Annotated in this window: 11 protein-coding genes and 2 rRNA genes (1 of these 13 only partly in view); 9 read left to right on the top strand and 4 right to left on the bottom strand. The window is 63.7% G+C overall.

Annotation, left to right across the window (positions count from 1 at the left end; all coding sequences use genetic code 11):
- Positions 1–2,567: ribosomal RNA gene (locus tag KIH07_RS00660) — 23S ribosomal RNA — on the top strand (it extends 312 nt beyond the left edge of the window).
- A gap of 162 nt (positions 2,568–2,729) precedes the next feature.
- Positions 2,730–2,842 (top strand): 5S ribosomal RNA (gene rrf / locus KIH07_RS00655).
- 108 nt (positions 2,843–2,950) lie between these two features.
- Here rrf and KIH07_RS00650 read toward each other — a convergent pair.
- The 3 genes from KIH07_RS00650 to KIH07_RS00640 all read right to left on the bottom strand — a co-directional run bounded on the left by KIH07_RS00650 (position 2,951) and on the right by KIH07_RS00640 (position 6,459).
- Positions 2,951–3,892 carry an MBL fold metallo-hydrolase gene (locus KIH07_RS00650; RefSeq protein ID WP_226490132.1) on the bottom strand — a complete coding sequence of 314 codons (942 nt, stop codon included), beginning with the start codon at positions 3,890–3,892 and terminating at the stop codon, positions 2,951–2,953.
- A gap of 20 nt (positions 3,893–3,912) precedes the next feature.
- A complete protein-coding gene (locus KIH07_RS00645; protein WP_226490131.1) occupies positions 3,913–5,607 on the bottom strand; it encodes an AMP-binding protein in 1,695 nt (564 codons plus the stop codon).
- A gap of 117 nt (positions 5,608–5,724) precedes the next feature.
- Complete coding sequence (locus KIH07_RS00640; RefSeq protein WP_226490130.1) at positions 5,725–6,459, bottom strand: FFLEELY motif protein; 735 nt, start codon at positions 6,457–6,459, stop codon at positions 5,725–5,727.
- Between the two features lie 167 nt (positions 6,460–6,626).
- Between KIH07_RS00640 and KIH07_RS00635 the strand changes: the two genes are divergently transcribed.
- The gene (locus KIH07_RS00635) at positions 6,627–7,562 is read left to right on the top strand and encodes an esterase/lipase family protein (protein ID WP_226490129.1); all 936 of its coding nucleotides are present in this window, start codon (positions 6,627–6,629) and stop codon (positions 7,560–7,562) included.
- 128 nt (positions 7,563–7,690) lie between these two features.
- Here KIH07_RS00635 and hppD read toward each other — a convergent pair whose 3' ends face one another.
- Positions 7,691–8,812 (bottom strand): 4-hydroxyphenylpyruvate dioxygenase, encoded by a 1,122-nt coding sequence (gene hppD / locus KIH07_RS00630; RefSeq protein ID WP_226490128.1) that lies wholly within the window; start codon positions 8,810–8,812, stop codon positions 7,691–7,693.
- Positions 8,813–8,931: 119 nt separating this feature from the next.
- Between hppD and KIH07_RS00625 the strand changes: the two genes are divergently transcribed.
- The 6 genes from KIH07_RS00625 to glyS all read left to right on the top strand — a co-directional run bounded on the left by KIH07_RS00625 (position 8,932) and on the right by glyS (position 16,541).
- Complete coding sequence (locus KIH07_RS00625; RefSeq protein WP_226490127.1) at positions 8,932–9,405, top strand: Lrp/AsnC family transcriptional regulator; 474 nt, start codon at positions 8,932–8,934, stop codon at positions 9,403–9,405.
- Positions 9,406–9,503: 98 nt separating this feature from the next.
- Positions 9,504–10,241, top strand: a complete 738-nt coding sequence (locus KIH07_RS00620; protein ID WP_226490126.1) for a GNAT family N-acetyltransferase — start codon at positions 9,504–9,506, stop codon at positions 10,239–10,241.
- Positions 10,242–10,413: 172 nt separating this feature from the next.
- Entirely contained in the window at positions 10,414–11,280 is an 867-nt protein-coding gene (locus KIH07_RS00615; RefSeq protein ID WP_226490125.1) for an HlyC/CorC family transporter, read from the top strand.
- 20 nt (positions 11,281–11,300) lie between these two features.
- Positions 11,301–13,133 (top strand): apolipoprotein N-acyltransferase, encoded by a 1,833-nt coding sequence (lnt, locus tag KIH07_RS00610; RefSeq protein WP_226490124.1) that lies wholly within the window; start codon positions 11,301–11,303, stop codon positions 13,131–13,133.
- Between the two features lie 139 nt (positions 13,134–13,272).
- Positions 13,273–14,193, top strand: a complete 921-nt coding sequence (glyQ, locus tag KIH07_RS00605; protein ID WP_226494599.1) for a glycine--tRNA ligase subunit alpha — start codon at positions 13,273–13,275, stop codon at positions 14,191–14,193.
- 131 nt (positions 14,194–14,324) lie between these two features.
- Entirely contained in the window at positions 14,325–16,541 is a 2,217-nt protein-coding gene (glyS, locus tag KIH07_RS00600; protein WP_226490123.1) for a glycine--tRNA ligase subunit beta, read from the top strand.
- Positions 16,542–16,577 lie beyond the last annotated feature (36 nt).

The raw sequence follows: 16,577 nt of genomic DNA, 5'->3' as shown, positions 1-16,577 counted from the left end.
ATAGTGGGTGATAGCCCCGTACGTGAAAAGACCTGTGTGGTACTGAGCTAACGAAAAGTAGGGCGGGACACGAGAAATCCTGTCTGAATATGGGGGGACCATCCTCCAAGGCTAAATACTCATCATCGACCGATAGTGAACAAGTACCGTGAGGGAAAGGCGAAAAGAACCCCGGGAGGGGAGTGAAATAGATCCTGAAACCGCATGCTTACAAAAAGTAGGAGCCTCGAAAGGGGTGACTGCGTACCTTTTGTATAATGGGTCAGCGACTTACATTCAGTGGCAAGCTTAACCGAGTAGGGAAGGCGTAGGGAAACCGAGTCCGAATAGGGCGATTCAGTCGCTGGGTGTAGACCCGAAACCAAGTGATCTATCCATGGCCAGGATGAAGGTGCCGTAACAGGTACTGGAGGTCCGAACCGACTAGTGTTGCAAAACTAGCGGATGAGCTGTGGATAGGGGTGAAAGGCTAAACAAACTTGGAAATAGCTGGTTCTCTCCGAAAACTATTTAGGTAGTGCCTCAAGTATTACCGTCGGGGGTAGAGCACTGTTTTGGCTAGGGGGTCATGGCGACTTACCAAACCAAGGCAAACTCCGAATACCGACGAGTACAGCTTGGGAGACAGAGCACCGGGTGCTAACGTCCGGACTCAAGAGGGAAACAACCCAGACCGCCAGCTAAGGTCCCTAAAATTGGCTAAGTGGGAAACGAAGTGGGAAGGCTAAAACAGTCAGGATGTTGGCTTAGAAGCAGCCATCATTTAAAGAAAGCGTAATAGCTCACTGATCGAGTCGTCCTGCGCGGAAGATGTAACGGGGCTAAGCCAGTTACCGAAGCTGCGGATTTGCAATTTATTGCAAGTGGTAGGAGAGCGTTCTGTAAGCCTGTGAAGGTGTCTTGTAAAGGATGCTGGAGGTATCAGAAGTGCGAATGCTGACATGAGTAGCGTTAAAGGGGGTGAAAAGCCCCCTCGCCGTAAGCGCAAGGTTTCCTACGCAACGTTCATCGGCGTAGGGTGAGTCGGCCCCTAAGGCGAGGCAGAGATGCGTAGCTGATGGGAAACAGGTCAATATTCCTGTACCGATTACAAGTGCGATGTGGGGACGGATCTTAATAGGTTATCCGGCGGTTGGATGTGCCGGTTTAGACAGATGTAGGCGACACGTAGGCAAATCCGCGTGTCATATACCGAGGCTGTCGATCGAGTGAGCTTGCTCGCGAAGTAACTGAACGAGGTCCCAGGAAAAGCCACTAAGCTTCAGCTTGTAATTGACCGTACCGCAAACCGACACTGGTGCGCGAGATGAGTATTCTAAGGCGCTTGAGAGAACTCTGGAGAAGGAACTCGGCAAATTGACACCGTAACTTCGGAAGAAGGTGTGCCCTAGTAGTGTGATGAGAACATCTGAGCACGAATGGGTTGCAAAAAATTGGTGGCTGCGACTGTTTATTAAAAACACAGCACTCTGCAAACACGAAAGTGGACGTATAGGGTGTGACGCCTGCCCGGTGCTGGAAGATTAATTGATGGGGTGCAAGCTCTTGATCGAAGTCCCAGTAAACGGCGGCCGTAACTATAACGGTCCTAAGGTAGCGAAATTCCTTGTCGGGTAAGTTCCGACCTGCACGAATGGCGTAACGATGGCCACACTGTCTCCTCCAGAGACTCAGCGAAGTTGAAATGTTTGTGATGATGCAATCTCCCCGCGGAAAGACGGAAAGACCCCATGAACCTTTACTGTAGCTTTGTATTGGACTTTGAACAGATCTGTGTAGGATAGGTGGGAGGCTTTGAAGCAGGGTCGCTAGATCTTGTGGAGCCAACGTTGAAATACCACCCTGGTGTGTTTGAGGTTCTAACCTAGGTCCATTATCTGGATCGGGGACAGTGCATGGTAGGCAGTTTGACTGGGGCGGTCTCCTCCCAAAGTGTAACGGAGGAGTTCGAAGGTACGCTAGGTACGGTCGGACATCGTGCTAATAGTGCAATGGCATAAGCGTGCTTAACTGCGAGACTGACAAGTCGAGCAGATGCGAAAGCAGGACATAGTGATCCGGTGGTTCTGTATGGAAGGGCCATCGCTCAACGGATAAAAGGTACTCTGGGGATAACAGGCTGATACCGCCCAAGAGTTCATATCGACGGCGGTGTTTGGCACCTCGATGTCGGCTCATCTCATCCTGGGGCTGTAGCCGGTCCCAAGGGTATGGCTGTTCGCCATTTAAAGAGGTACGTGAGCTGGGTTTAAAACGTCGTGAGACAGTTTGGTCCCTATCTTCCGTGGGCGCTGCAGATTTGAGGAAGCCTGCTCCTAGTACGAGAGGACCGGAGTGGACGCACCTCTGGTGTACCGGTTGTCACGCCAGTGGCATTGCCGGGTAGCTAAGTGCGGAAGAGATAAACGCTGAAAGCATCTAAGCGTGAAACTCGTTCCAAGATGAGATCTGCCGGGGCCTTGAGCCCCCTAAAGAGTCGTTCAAGACCAGGACGTTGATAGGTCAGGTGTGGAAGCGCAGCAATGCGTTAAGCTAACTGATACTAATTGCTCGTGCGGCTTGACCCTATAACTTTGACGTTTGTCGTCAGAGTGGATGTCATGTTTATGCCCTTGTGGTCATGATCAAACGATCTGACCATGATCGTTGGCAGCAATCAAAATAGCTGATTCGATACTCTATGAATTCGTTCAGGCTGTGCGCGTGCACAGCCAGGACAACAAGTTATGCCTGACGACCATAGCGAGGTGGTACCACTCCTTCCCATCCCGAACAGGACAGTGAAACGCCTTTGCGCCGATGATAGTGCGGGTTCCCGTGTGAAAGTAGGTCATCGTCAGGCTCTTACAAGCCCCCCAAACCCCCTCGTACCTCGTGTACCTGGGGGTTTGGGCTTTTTGGGTTTTGTTATTTCTGTCCCATTGCCAGCGGCCGAAGCGTCAGATGGGGTTTAAGCATTGATGACCCGAGTGCCTTGAATGTGCAGTGCTCTGCTGCGCTCCAGCTCGGCCAATAGATCGTCCAGCCACGCTTGCTGCTCTTCCAGATGGTCGCGACGCTCGGATGGCATGGATGCACACAGATAGGGTGTATTTCTTGCCCAGGCCAGCAAATCTTCCCGCTCAATGGATTGCCACTCGAGCAATCTGAACTTGATGAGCACTTTGATTGCATGTCGATGGTGTTTGGCTGGTGCGTTGACAAATTGGTGAAGTCGGGTTCGTGCGCGTGCAAGCGCTGCCTCAATGTCCTGAAATGGCTGGCCATGACCGGGAATGACGGTCTCTGGCTGGAGGATTTCAATCGTGTCCAGCGTCTGAGCGACTTCGTCAAATGCGGCCACGCCCTCCAGTTCGGGAAACACCACGCCAAATCCGTTGTTCCATAGAGCGTCTGCGGAGATCAGCAATCTCATGGCAGGTTGAAACAGAATGATGGAATGAGGGTCATGCCCTTTGGCCGCATGGATCTCCCAATCGAGGGAGCCAAGTCGCACCGTGGATCCAGGCCTTAATAGGCCTTGCTGGGTGAACCTGGGGCACTCTTGCCCTGTGGTGGCATACGTCAGCGCAACGGTGTCCCAGCGATCGACGGCATCGGCCTGCCCCGGGGGAATCCAGGTCTGCAGGGCCGGGTAGCGCTCCTGGAGCGCTGCGTTGCCACCACAGTGGTCGCTGTGCAAGTGGGTGTTGAGCAGCAGATCCAGTGTGGAGTGCCCAAGGGACTGGCTCACGAGTGCCACGGTCTGCTGGGCATGGCTGCCATACCCGGAGTCGATCAGGGCACTGGGTCCATCGCCCTGCAGCAGGACGTTGTTCGCCGACAGCCAGCCGCGCTCGAAAACGGTGACACCCGCAGCAGCGAACACATTGGAAATGGCCGGACGGCTCATGTGCAAGCCATGGCGAGCATTCAGTTCACCGCCCGCAGGGCACGTCGCAGGATCTTGCCGACGTTTGTTTTTGGCAATTCATCCCTGAACTCGATGTATTTGGGCCGCTTGTAGCCGGTGAGGTTGTCGTGGCAGTAGCGGGCCACGTCTTCCTCACGCAAGCTGGCGTCGCTTCGGACCACGAAAACCTTGATCGCCTCCCCTTGTTTGGCGTCTTCGACGCCGATGGCGGCGCATTCCAGCACGCCCGGGCACAAGGCAATGACGTTTTCCAGTTCGTTGGGGAAGACGTTGAAGCCCGAAACCAGAATCATGTCCTTCTTGCGATCCACGATGCGGGTGTATCCGCGCGGGTCCATGATGCCCACGTCGCCGGTGCGCATGAAGCCATCGGGTGTGAACGCACGGGCGGATTCTTCGGGTTGGTTGTGGTAACCGGTCATCACGTTGGGTCCCCGAATGCAGATCTCACCGGCTGTGCCTTGGGGGAGGTCGTTTCCTTCGTCGTCCTTGATGGCGATGGTGATGCCCGGTAGCGGCAGGCCGATGGTGCCACTGAACTCGCAGTTGGTCACAGGGTTGTTGGTGCCGATGGCACAGGTCTCGCTCATGCCCCAGCCTTCGATCATGGGGCAGCCCGTGATCGCCAGCCAGTCTCTGGCCGTGGCCTCGGACGCTGCCATGCCACCGGCCTGGGACAACGCCAGACTGGAAAAGTCGAGCTGGCGAAACTGTGGGTTCTGCAACAGTGCGTTGAACAGGGTGTTGACGGCGGGCAGGAGGTGGAACGGACGGCGCTTGAGTGTCCCCACGAACTGAGCGACGTCGCGTGGGTTCGGGATCAGCGTCATATGGGCGCCCCAGCGCATGGTCAACAGGCTCAAGGTGAGTGCGAAGATGTGATACAGCGGTAGGGCCGCGACGGCGTTGGTGTTGTGTATTTCTCCCACGCGCGCCAGGGCTGGTTGGAACCAGGCATCGGCTTGCAGGACGGCGGCAACGATGTTGCGATGCGTCAGCACTGCGCCCTTCGACAAGCCGGTGGTGCCACCGGTGTATTGCAGGAAAGCCACCGAATCGAGGGTTGCCGTACTGGGTTTGAGCGTGAGTGTGGCTCCCTCTGCCAGCGCATGGCGAAAGCTGACAATGGTGCGGGGGCCCAGCGGACCGCTCTTCGCCAGCTTGTAGGCGGGTACCATCTTCGCCAGGTGGCGCACCGCGAAGCTGAGCCAGCGGCCATACCAGAAGCCCAGCAGGTCGCCCAGGCTGGCCACCACCACATGCCGGACGGCGGTGTGGTCGATGACGGCTTCCAGCGTGGTGGCGAAGTTCTCCAGAATGACGATGGCTTCTGCACCGCTGTCTTTGAGCTGGTGTTCAAGCTCGCGGGCGGTGTACAGCGGGTTCACGTTGACGACGGTGTAGCCCGCCCGCACGATGGCCGCCATCGCCACCAGAAACTGCGGCACGTTGGGCAGCATGACGGCAACCCGTGCGCCCGCAGGCAGTCCGCGCGCCTGCAGCCAGGCGCCCAGGGCGGCGCTGTGGTGGTCCAGTTCGCCATAGGACATCCAGCGTTCCATGCAGACCGATACGGGGCGGCGCGCGTTCTTGCGCAGCGATTCTTCGAGCAGCACGGCCAACGAGCGGACCTGTTCGGGCTCGACGTCGTGCGGAACACCGGGAGGGTAGTGGGACAGCCAGGGTGCGTTCATGAGAGCCGGGGCGGAATCGTTGTGGATCGCGCCATTCTGGCGGACCCCCTTTTCGCGGCACACAGGGCCAGCCCTAGGGTGCTGTCGCCCAAAGCTCAGGCCAGATCGTCGCACGACTCAGGCTCGGGCGAGCTCGCTGCTCAATCCCCGCTGGCAAACCGCGAGGTCTTCCTCGAACAGCCGCTCGATCCAAAGGCTCTCCCGTTGAGCAATGGTGGCCAGAAACGGTGTGGCGTCGCCCAGAACGCCAAAGGCCTCGAACCCGTCTTCCAGAAACTGTTGCAGTGCCGAAAGACCGGCGGCCTGGGCGGGGCGGCGCATCAGCTTGAGCGCGATCAACAGGGACTTCATGCGGGTCAGGCGTTGCAGCTCCCGGCCCATGTGTTGCACCACCGCCAGTTGCCGCTCGCGTTGGGGGCGTTCCCCCGTGCGCCGCCAACTGAGGATGTAGCGCTCGGCCGCGGGCATTCCGGGATCCAGGGCCAGCCAGTGGTGCGCCAACTGCTGGTCCAGCGTCTCTGTGAGGGCATGGGTTTCTGCCATGTCCACCGCCAGCTGGGCCACCGCTTCGGGAAACAGCCGTTCGATGGCTCCGGCGATGCGGCCGAACTGTTCGTCGCGTTGGGTGAAGTCGTGCTCGCCGTACAGCTCTTCCAGAAAGAAGCGGGTCGCTGCGCCATAGATGGGGTGGGACAGCCAGTCGGCATAAGTCCCCCGAAAGCGTCGTGCCTGCAGCTGCTTGACCTCGTGCACCGCCTGGGCCAGGCCGGCGGTGTGGGCTTGTTCACGCAGGTGCGTGACCCTGGCCAGATGGGCCCGGATCTGTTCTGCGGCGGGGTGGGTGTGGCTCATGGCTCGACCAGTCTAGCCGTGCGAGGGCACTGGAGGCATAGAGACATGGCTCTAGCCAGGACCGTGCGCCACGTCGCTGCACGTGCGATAGTCCAAAAATGACTCAGAACCCCCAACCCCTGCACGACCGGTCCGCCCTTGGGCGCGCTCCTTCACGTCTGGCGCGGATGCAGCAGACCATTGTGCTCACCACCGTGGCCTTGGTGGTGGTTTGGGGCTGGCTGACGTGGGAACGGTCGCCGTTTTTGGCGCTTGCAGGGGCGGCGGTGCTGGTGTTCGGCTATGCGATCGTGCTCGCGGTGGAGTTCCTTGCCGTGGCCGGTGTCAACCAGGGGGACCCGGCGCCGCGCGCGAGCGCCGCAGAGCTGGTGGGGGCCTGGTGGCAGGAGGTGCGGGTGGCGCCGCAGGTGTTTTCTTGGCGCCAGCCGTTTCGCTGGCGCTGCCTGCCGGATGACGAGGCGACTCAGGCGGTCGGCGATACGGGGCCTGCGGTGGTGTTTGTTCACGGCTTCGTGTGCAACCGCGGTCTGTGGTTGCCGTGGATGCGCGAACTGCGCGCCCTGGGCGTGCCCTACACCTCGGTCAATCTGGAGCCGGTGTTCGGCTCCATCGACGACTACGTGCCGCTCATCGAAGACGCCGTGTGCCGCGCCCAGGCCCTGACCGGACAGCCGCCGCTGCTGGTCTGTCACAGCATGGGTGGCCTGGCGGCACGCGCCTGGCTGGCCGCCATGCCCGATGCGGGCGCGCGGGTCCGTCATGTGGTGACCATCGGCAGTCCACACACCGGCACCTGGCTCGCGCAATTCAGCCGGGTGACCAACGGGCGCCAGATGCGGCGGGACAACGGGTGGTTGCGGGGCCTGCAGCAACGCGAAGCCCAGAAGGCGCCGCAAGCCACCTACGCCGGGTTCACCTGCTGGTACTCGAACACCGACAACATCGTCTTCCCGGCGTCCACCGCCACGCTGCCCGGGGCCGACAACCGCCTGGTCATCGGCGCGGCGCACGTGGCGATGGCGTTCCACCCCGAGGTGGTGCGCGGGTCGCTGGCGTTGCGCACATCGACCGCGAACCCATCGGGCGAGCGCGCGGTTTCCTAGTCCATGGGTCAGAGCGACAGGTCCGGCAGCGCCGCGATCTTGTACGGGATCGCCGGCGCTGAAGCCCGGTGATCCCGCTGCTCAGGGTGGCCCGCGAACGATCGGGCCGGCCACACCGCCGGTGGCGGTCAGGCCTTCAGCACGCCGCGGCGCATCTGGTCGAGCTCCATGCTCTCGAACAGCGCCTTGAAATTCCCCTCGCCAAAGCCCTGGTTGCCTTTGCGCTGGATGAACTCGAAGAAGATCGGGCCCAACTGGTTCTCACTGAAGATCTGCAGCAGCAGCTCGCCAGGATGGCCGTCCACCAGAATGTTGCGCTGCTGGAGTTCGGCCACATTCTCTCCATGGCCGGGGATGCGCTTGTCCAGCAACTCGTAGTAGGTGTCACCCGTCGTCAGCAGCTTCACGCCGCTGAGTTCCAGCGCGTCCACCGTGGCCGGCAGGTCGGTTGAGCCCAGGGCGATGTGCTGGATGCCCTCGCCGTGGTAGCGGTCCAGGTACTCCTGGATCTGGCCGGCCTTGTCGTTGCCTTCTTCGTTGATCGGGATGCGGATCTTGCCGCAGGGGCTGGTCATGGCCTTGCTTTTGATGCCGGTCTGCTGGCCTTCCAGGTCGAAGTAACGCACTTCGCGGAAATTGAAGATGCGCTCGTAGAAGCCGGCCCACTCGGCCATGCGACCGCGGTGCACGTTGTGCGTCAGGTGGTCGATGACGGTCAGGCCATGGCCGACCGGGTTCAGCTCGGCGCCGGGCAGGGGGTAGAAGTCGACGTCGTAGAAGCCGATGTTGCCGATCTCGCCTTCCTTCGCGCCGTTCTTGCCGCGCCAGCGGTCGATGAAATAGATGATCGAGTCGCCGATGCCCTTGATGGCCGGGATGTTCAACTCGCCCGGACCCGCGGTGTGCGCGTAGCCCCAGGCGCCGAGCGAAATGGCGCGCTCGTACGCGGCCTTGGCGTCCTGCACGCGGAACGCGATGGCGCAGACGCTGGGGCCGTGCAGGCGGGCAAAACGCTGGGCGAAGCTGTCGGGCTCGGCGTTGATGATGAAGTTGATCTCGCCCTGGCGGTACAGCGTGACGGCCTTGTGGCGGTGCTTCGCGACCGGCTTGAAGCCCATGCGTTCGAACAGGGCGCCCATCGCGACGGGGTCGGGTGCGGCGTATTCGATGAACTCGAAGCCGTCGGTGCCCATGGGGTTGGCCCATTCGGTGGCATCGGCGGTCGCGGAAAGGGGCAAGGCAGCGTTCATGGTTGTCTCCGTGTGGGGAAGAAGGTGATCCGCCACTGTATCGGCGCAGGTTGTCACGATTCCAGCGTTTTGGGGCGTACCGTTTGTCCTTTTCGCAGGAATCCTGCTAAATTCAGAATATGCAAGCACTTGACAAGCTCGACCGCCACATCTTGCGCAGTCTCCAGGCCGATGGCCGGGTCACCTACGAACTCATCGCCGAGGCCGTGGGCCTGTCGCCCAGCGCGGTGTTGCGCCGGGTGAAGCGGCTGGAAGACGCGGGCGTGATCGATCGCTACGTGGCCCTGGTGAAACCCGAGGCCGTGGGCCTGGGGCTCACCGCCTATGTGAACGTGCGGCTGGAAAAACACGCCGAGAGCGCCAAGCGCAACCCGATGGACCAGTTCCGCGCCAGCGTGCTGGGCTGGCCCGAGGTGGTGGAATGCGCGGCGCTCACCGGCGAGATGGACTTTCAGTTGCGGCTGGTGGTGGCCGACATGGCCGCGTATTCGCGCTTCATGATGGACACCTTGCTCAAACACCCCAGCGTGCAGGACTGCAAGACCAGTTTCGTGATGGACCGCGTGAAGAGCACCACCGCCTTGCCGCTGTAAAGGCCCCCTGGCAAAGGCCTCTCACCCTTCCGTCGGGTTGTGGGGTCATTCGTGAGCCATGTCCTTGTCGATATAGGGAAAACCCTTATATTCCCCGCATGCTCAACCCCGCTTCCTGGTTCAAGTCGGCCCCGCCCGCTGCGCGGGCGCCGCTGGCCGCGCCCGCGCCGACGCGCGACGAACCCAAAGCCACCTCCGCGCCGGGCACGGGTTCGGTGGTGGTGCCCATCCGCTCCATCGGCCCCGGGCAGATCGAGCACATTGCCGCCCATCTGCTGGCGCTGGAGCCGCACGACCGCTACCTGCGTTTCGGCTACGCCGCGAACGACGAGCAGATCCGCCGCTACGTGCACCAGCTGAACTTCGAGCGCGACGAGCTGGTTGGCATCTTCAACCGCAAGCTGAAACTGATCGCCATGGCGCACCTGGCCTTTTCGGTGGACCCGAGCTGCACCAGCTGCGCCGAGTTTGGTGTTTCGGTGGCCCGGGCGGCGCGTGGCCGGGGGTACGGCCGCCGCCTGTTCGAGCGCGCGGTCATGCACGCCCGCAACGAAGGCGTGAGCCAGCTGTTTGTCCATGCCCTGACGGAAAACACCGCCATGCTCAAGATCGCCCGGCGTGCCGGCGCGCTCATCGAGCGCGATGGCCCGGAAAGCGAAGCCCACTTGCGCCTGCCGCCGGCCGACTTTGATTCGCGTGTGACCGAACTGGTCAACCAGCAGGTCGCCATCACCGATTACCACCTCAAGGCCCAGGCCAAACAGTTCTGGAGCGTGCTGGGCCTGCTGCAGGAAATCCGCCAGGGCGTTCGGGAAGCGCGAGAACGGGTGCGATAAGCCCCAGCGCCGCTGACTCGGCTTCCCCCTTGGAAGGGGGACCACGCGAGCGGCCCGGCGAAGCCGGTTCCGCCGCGTGTGCTGGCCTGGGCCATCCCTGATTTCGCAGGCTGTGGCCCACGTCATGCGCATGCGGTATCCTTTGCCGCTGTCTCAACCAACCCTTTCCCCCGTGGCCGACAACCCTCCCAGTAGTGGGCCGCAGCGCAGCCTGCGGCACGAAGACAAACGCGGTTTCCTGCAAAAGCTCGCGGAGTTCATTCACCCCGGGCCGGACTCCAAGGACGAGCTGATCGAAACGCTCGCCGACGCCGAGGACAACGACATCATCAACGCCGAGTCGCGCGTGATGCTCGAAGGCGTGATCCGCATCGCCGACATGTCCGCCGGTGACGTGATGGTGGCGGCCCCGCGCATGGATGTGCTCAACATCGATGCGCCCTACGACGAGCTGCTGCACCAGGTCATCGACACCGCGCACTCGCGCTTTCCGGTGTACGAGGGTGACACCGAGAACATCATCGGCATCCTGCTGGCCAAAGACCTGCTCAAACTGCAGCGCGCGCCCGAACTCAATATCCGCGCCCTGCTGCGCCCGGCCACCTTCGTGCCCGAGAGCAAGGGCCTGAACGACCTGCTGCGCGAGTTCCGCGGCAACCGCAACCACCTCGCCATCGTCATCGACGAGTTCGGCCGTGTGGCCGGCCTCATCACCATCGAGGACGTGCTGGAAGAAATCGTCGGCGAGATCGAAGACGAATTCGACGTGGCCGAAGACGAGGGCGATATCTTCGCCCTGGCCGACAGCACCTGGCGCGTGAGTGGCGACACGCCGGTCGAACGCATCAACGAGTCCTTTGGCCTGAAGCTGCCCGAGGTCGATTTCGACACCATCGGCGGCCTGATCGCGCACACCATGGGCCACGTGCCCAAACGCGGCGAGTTCCACGAAATCGAGCACCTGCGCTTTGTCGTGCTGCACACCAAGGGTGGCGCGGTCAAGTGGTTCAAAGTGATGACGCTCCCTTCGGGCGAGTGAGCCCTCCGGACTCACATCCCATGCGCAGTCTGTTCGGCAACCTGCACACGCCTTCGAGTTTTTCTCCCCTCAGTGGCCAGCCGCCGGGCCGCCCGGCGCGCGGCAGCGGCCTGGGGTGGTTGCTGGTCTGCGTGCTGGCCGGCGCGCTGCAGGCCGCGTCGCTGACCTGGCCCCTGGCGGGTTGGAGCGTGCCGGGCCTCACGCCGGGGCAACCCAGTGGTTGGCTGCAGATCGCCAGCCTGGCCCTGCTGGTGCTGGCGCTGCAGCACGCGGGGGGCGCCCGCGCCGCCGCCTGGCGGGGCTGGCTGTTTGCCACCGCCTGGCTGGTGGGCACCTTCTGGTGGCTGTTTGTTTCCATGCACACCTACGGGGGGCTGGCGGCCTGGCTGGCCGCGCTGGCGGTGCTGGCGCTGGCGGCGTTTCTGGCGCTGTACTACGCGCTGGCGGCGGCGCTTCTGGTGGCCTGCGCGCCGCGCTCGCGCAGCGCGCAGGCGGTCCTTTTCGCCGCGGTATGGACCCTGGCCGAACTGGTGCGCGGGCGCTGGCTGACCGGTTTTCCCTGGGGCGCCGGGGGCTATGCGCAGGTGGACCTGATGGCCGCCTGGGCGCCCTGGGTGGGCGTGTACGGCATGGGCGCGCTGGCCGCCCTGCTGGCCTATGCCCTGGCCTCGCTGTTGACCGGCCTGGGCAACCAGGCCCAGCGCTGGTTGCTCGGCCCGGCGCGCCAGCCCGCGCCGGGGCGTCGCCCGGGGGGACGGCGCCTGTCGGCGGGGCAGCCCGGGCTGGTGGGTTCGTGGCTCGGCCTGCTGTTGTTGGGCGCCCTGCTGCTCAGCCTGTTCGCGGGCGAGCGCTGGCGCGACCTGGGGCAACGCGGCACGGCAGCCAGTGGGGAGCTGCGTGTGTGGCTGCTACAAGGCAACATTCCCCAGGACCAGAAGTTCGAGCCGGGTACCGGCCTGGCGCAGGCGCTGAACTGGTATCCGCAGCAGATAGCGGAGGCCATGCGCGCCGGTGCCGACGCCCCGCAACTGGTGGTGGCGCCCGAGACCGCCATTCCCCTGCTGCCCCGGCAACTGGGCGTGGAATTCTGGCAACCGCTGTTGGGGGGGCTGGCGCGGCAGTCGGGGGCTCAGCCGGTCGGCGCGATGGTGGGCCTGCCTCTGGGCAGCTACGAGCAGGGCTATACCAATTCCGCCTGGGGCATCTCGCCCGAGTCAGCGGCGCGCGCGCTCGCCGCCACCGAAAAGACCTTGCCGGCCGAACCCGGCTTTCACCGCTACGACAAACACCACCTGGTGCCGTTTGGCGAATTCGTGCCCCCGCTGTTCCGCTGGTTCATCGACCTGATGCGCATCCCGCTGGGCGATTTCGACCGGGGCGGGCTCGCGCAGGCACCCTGGGCCTGGGCCGGGCAGCGCCTCGCCGCGAACATCTGCTACGAAGACCTGTTTGGCGAAGAGCTGGCCGCCGCGTTTGGCGACCCCGCCCGCGCGCCCACCGTGCTGGTCAACCTGAGCAACATCGGCTGGTTTGGCGACACGGTCGCCATCGACCAGCACCTGCAGATCTCCCGCCTGCGTGCGCTGGAACTGGGGCGGCCCATGCTGCGCGCCACCAACACCGGCGCCACCGCCGTGATCGATCACCGCGGCGTGGTCACGCACCAGCTGCCACGCCTGACGCGCGGGCGCCTCGCGGCCACGGTGCAGGGCCGCAGCGGCCTCACGCCCTACGCCCAGTGGGCCTCGCGCTGGGGGCTGTGGCCGCTGTGGGGGCTGTGTCTGGCCGTGGTGGCGCTGGCCGCGCTGCGGCGCCGCTCCGGCGCCCGCGGGCACCGCGCCCGGGCGGCGTAGGCGTTCGCGCCCGCACCCGTAAAATCAGCCCCTTGTGCGAGCGCCCGGTCGTGGCCGTTGGCCGCCCGCCAGCCCGGCGATCCCGCCCCGTTTGTTCCCGCTTTTCCGGACCCGGCCCCCAGGCCGGGGCATGCCGACCATGTTGACCTTCCAGCAAATCATTCTGAAACTGCAGTCCTACTGGGACGCCCAGGGCTGCGCGCTGCTGCAGCCCTACGACATGGAGGTCGGCGCCGGCACCAGCCACACCGCCACCTTCCTGCGCGCGCTCGGCCCCGAGCCCTGGAAGGCCGCCTACGTGCAGCCCAGCCGCCGCCCGAAAGATGGCCGCTACGGCGAGAACCCCAACCGCCTGCAGCACTACTACCAGTACCAGGTGGTGCTGAAACCCGCTCCCAGCAACATCCTGGAGCTGTACCTGGGCTCGCTCGAAGCCCTGGGCTTCGACCTGAAGAAGAACGACATCCGCTTCGTGGAAGACGACTGGGAGAACCCCACGCTCGGCGCCTGGGGCCTGGGCTGGGAGGTCTGGTTGAACGGCATGGAGGTCACGCAGTTCACCTATTTCCAGCAGGTCGGCGGCATCGACTGCAAACCCATCACCGGCGAGATCACCTACGGCCTGGAGCGCCTGGCCATGTACCTGCAGGGCGTGGACAACGTCTACGACCTGGTGTGGACCGACGGGGCCGATGGCGCCAGGCTCAGCTACGGCGACGTGTACCTGCAGAACGAAAAGGAACAGTCGGCCTACAACTTCGAGCACAGCAACACCGACTTCCTGTTCGCCGCGTTCACCGCGCACGAAGGCAACGCCAAGCACCTGATGGAGCAGCAGCTGGCGCTGCCGGCCTATGAGCAGGTCCTGAAGTGCGCCCACAGCTTCAACCTGCTGGACGCTCGTGGTGCCATCAGCGTGACCGAGCGCGCCGCCTACATCGGCCGCATCCGCAACCTCGCGCGCGGTGTGGCACAAAGTTATTACGAGAGCCGCGAGCGCCTGGGCTTTCCCATGGCGCCGCGCGAGTGGGTGGCGCAGATGGACAAGAAAGCCGCCTGACATGGCCCACCCCCGAAGCGCTTTCAGCGCCTCCCCCTCCAGGGGGCGCCACCAGCGGCCCGGCAGAGCCGGTTCCGCGGTGGTCCAGGCCTGAGCCCGCGTGCCCGCAGAATGCGCAACGAATCAGCATCATGAGTCAACAAAAAAACCTCCTCGTCGAACTGTTTGTGGAAGAGCTGCCGCCCAAGGCGCTCAAGAAGCTGGGTGACGCCTTTGCCGGCGTGCTGTTTGAACAACTCAAGGCCCAGGGCCTGACCGCCGCCGACTCGGCTTTGACGCCCTTCGCCTCGCCGCGCCGCCTGGCCGCGCACGTGACCGCCGTGGCCGAGCGCGCCGCCGACAAAGCCGTGTCGCAAAAGCTCATGCCGGTGAGCGTGGGCCTGGACGCGAACGGCCAGCCCACGCCGGCGCTGCTCAAGCGCCTGGGTGCGCTGGGCGCCGACGCCTCGGCCGTGGCCGGCTTGAAGCGCGCGCCCGACGGCAAGGCCGAGGCGCTGTTTTTTGACAGCGTGCAACCCGGCGTGGATCTGGCCGTGGGCCTGCAGAAGGCGCTGGACGAGGCCATTGCCAAGCTGCCCATCCCCAAGGTCATGAGCTACCAGCTCGAAACCGATTGCGAACTCCCCGGCTGGAGCAGCGTGCACTTCGTGCGCCCGGCGCACGGCCTGGTGGCGCTGCACGGCGGCAGCGTGGTACCGGTGAAGGTGCTGGGCCTGACGGCCGGCAACGCCACCCAGGGCCACCGCTTCGAAGCGGCCAAGTCGCCCGTGCTGCTGGCCGATGCCGACAGCTACGCCCAGACCCTGCTGACCGACGGCTCGGTGATCGCCAGCTTCAACGACCGACGCTTCGCCATCGTGCAGCAGCTCGCGCAGGCGGCCGAACGCCTGGGCCCGGGCTACGAGGTGCTGATGGACGAGGCCCTGCTGGACGAAGTGACCGCCCTGGTCGAGCGGCCGAATGTGCTCACCTGCGGCTTCGAGGAGCAGTTCCTGGAAGTGCCGCAGGAATGCCTGATCCTCACGATGAAGGCCAACCAGAAGTACTTCCCGCTGGTCGACACCCACGGCAAGCTGACCAACCGGTTCCTCGTGGTGAGCAACATCAGCCCGGACGATGCGAGCGCGGTGATCGGCGGCAACGAGCGCGTGGTGCGCCCACGCCTGGCCGACGCCAAGTTCTTCTTCGACCAGGACCGCAAGAAGACACTGAAGGATCGCGTTGAAGGCCTGGGCAAAGTGGTCTACCACAACAAGCTGGGCACGCAGGGCGAGCGCGTGGAGCGCGTGCGCGCGATCGCCCGCGCCATCGGTGAGCAGCTGGGCGGCGCCACGCTGGCCGCCAGCGCCGACACCGCCGCGCAATTGGCCAAGACCGACCTGCTGACCGACATGGTGGGCGAGTTCCCCGAGCTGCAGGGCATCATGGGCGGCTACTACGCGCGCCACGACGGCCTCTCCGAAGACATCGCTTTCGCGATCGAAGACCACTACAAGCCGCGCTTTGCCGGCGACGAGCTGCCACGCACCCAGACCGGTGTGGTGGTGGCGCTGGCCGACAAGCTGGAGACGCTGGTCGGCATGTTCGGCATCGGCAACCTGCCGACCGGCGACAAGGACCCGTTTGCGTTGCGGCGGCATGCGCTGGGGGTGATCCGCATGCTGGTCGAGAAGGACTTGCTGTTGGAGTTGAACTCGCTAGTTGAACAGGCGAGAGTGATCAGCAACAAGCTGTTTAGTGGTAGAGGGGTAGTCATCAGCCAGAGCAGCTCGCCTGCGGGCTCGTCTCCGAGGATGCATTCCTCAGTGAGTCAGATGTTCGAGCTCCCTGCAGACACTTCAAAGGCTCTCTCCGACTTCATCTACGACCGCCTCGCCGGTAGCCTGCGCGAGCAAGGCTACAGCGCCCAGGAAGTCGACGCCGTGTTGGCCCTGCGCCCGCAGCGCTTGGCCGAAGTGGCCCAGCGTCTGCAGGCCGTGCGCGCCTTCGCCGCGCTGCCCGCTGCCGCCGCGCTGGCCGCGGCCAACAAGCGCATCGGCAACATCCTCAAGAAATCCGAAGGCGAGGGCGCGGCGGTGCAGGCGTCCCGCTTGGTGGAGCCCGCCGAAAAGGACTTGTTCGCCGCCATGCAGGCCACCGTGCCGGCGGCCGACGCCGAGTTCGCCAACGGCGACTACACCGCCTCGCTGATGACACTGGCCGCGTTGCGCGCGCCGGTGGACGCCTTCTTCGATGGCGTGATGGTCAACGCCGACGACCCGGCGCTCAAGGCCAACCGCCTGGGCCTGCTCAAAAGCCTGCACGAGGCCATGAACCGCGTGGCCGATCTGTCACGCCTGGCAACATGATGGCCCCCACGCTCCACCGCTGCGCGGGTCGCTGCC

The organism is Hydrogenophaga taeniospiralis (assembly GCF_020510445.1).
Classification (GTDB): domain Bacteria; phylum Pseudomonadota; class Gammaproteobacteria; order Burkholderiales; family Burkholderiaceae_C; genus Hydrogenophaga.
Note: the sequence above shows the minus strand (reverse complement) of the source record. Positions and strands in the feature narration are given on the sequence as shown.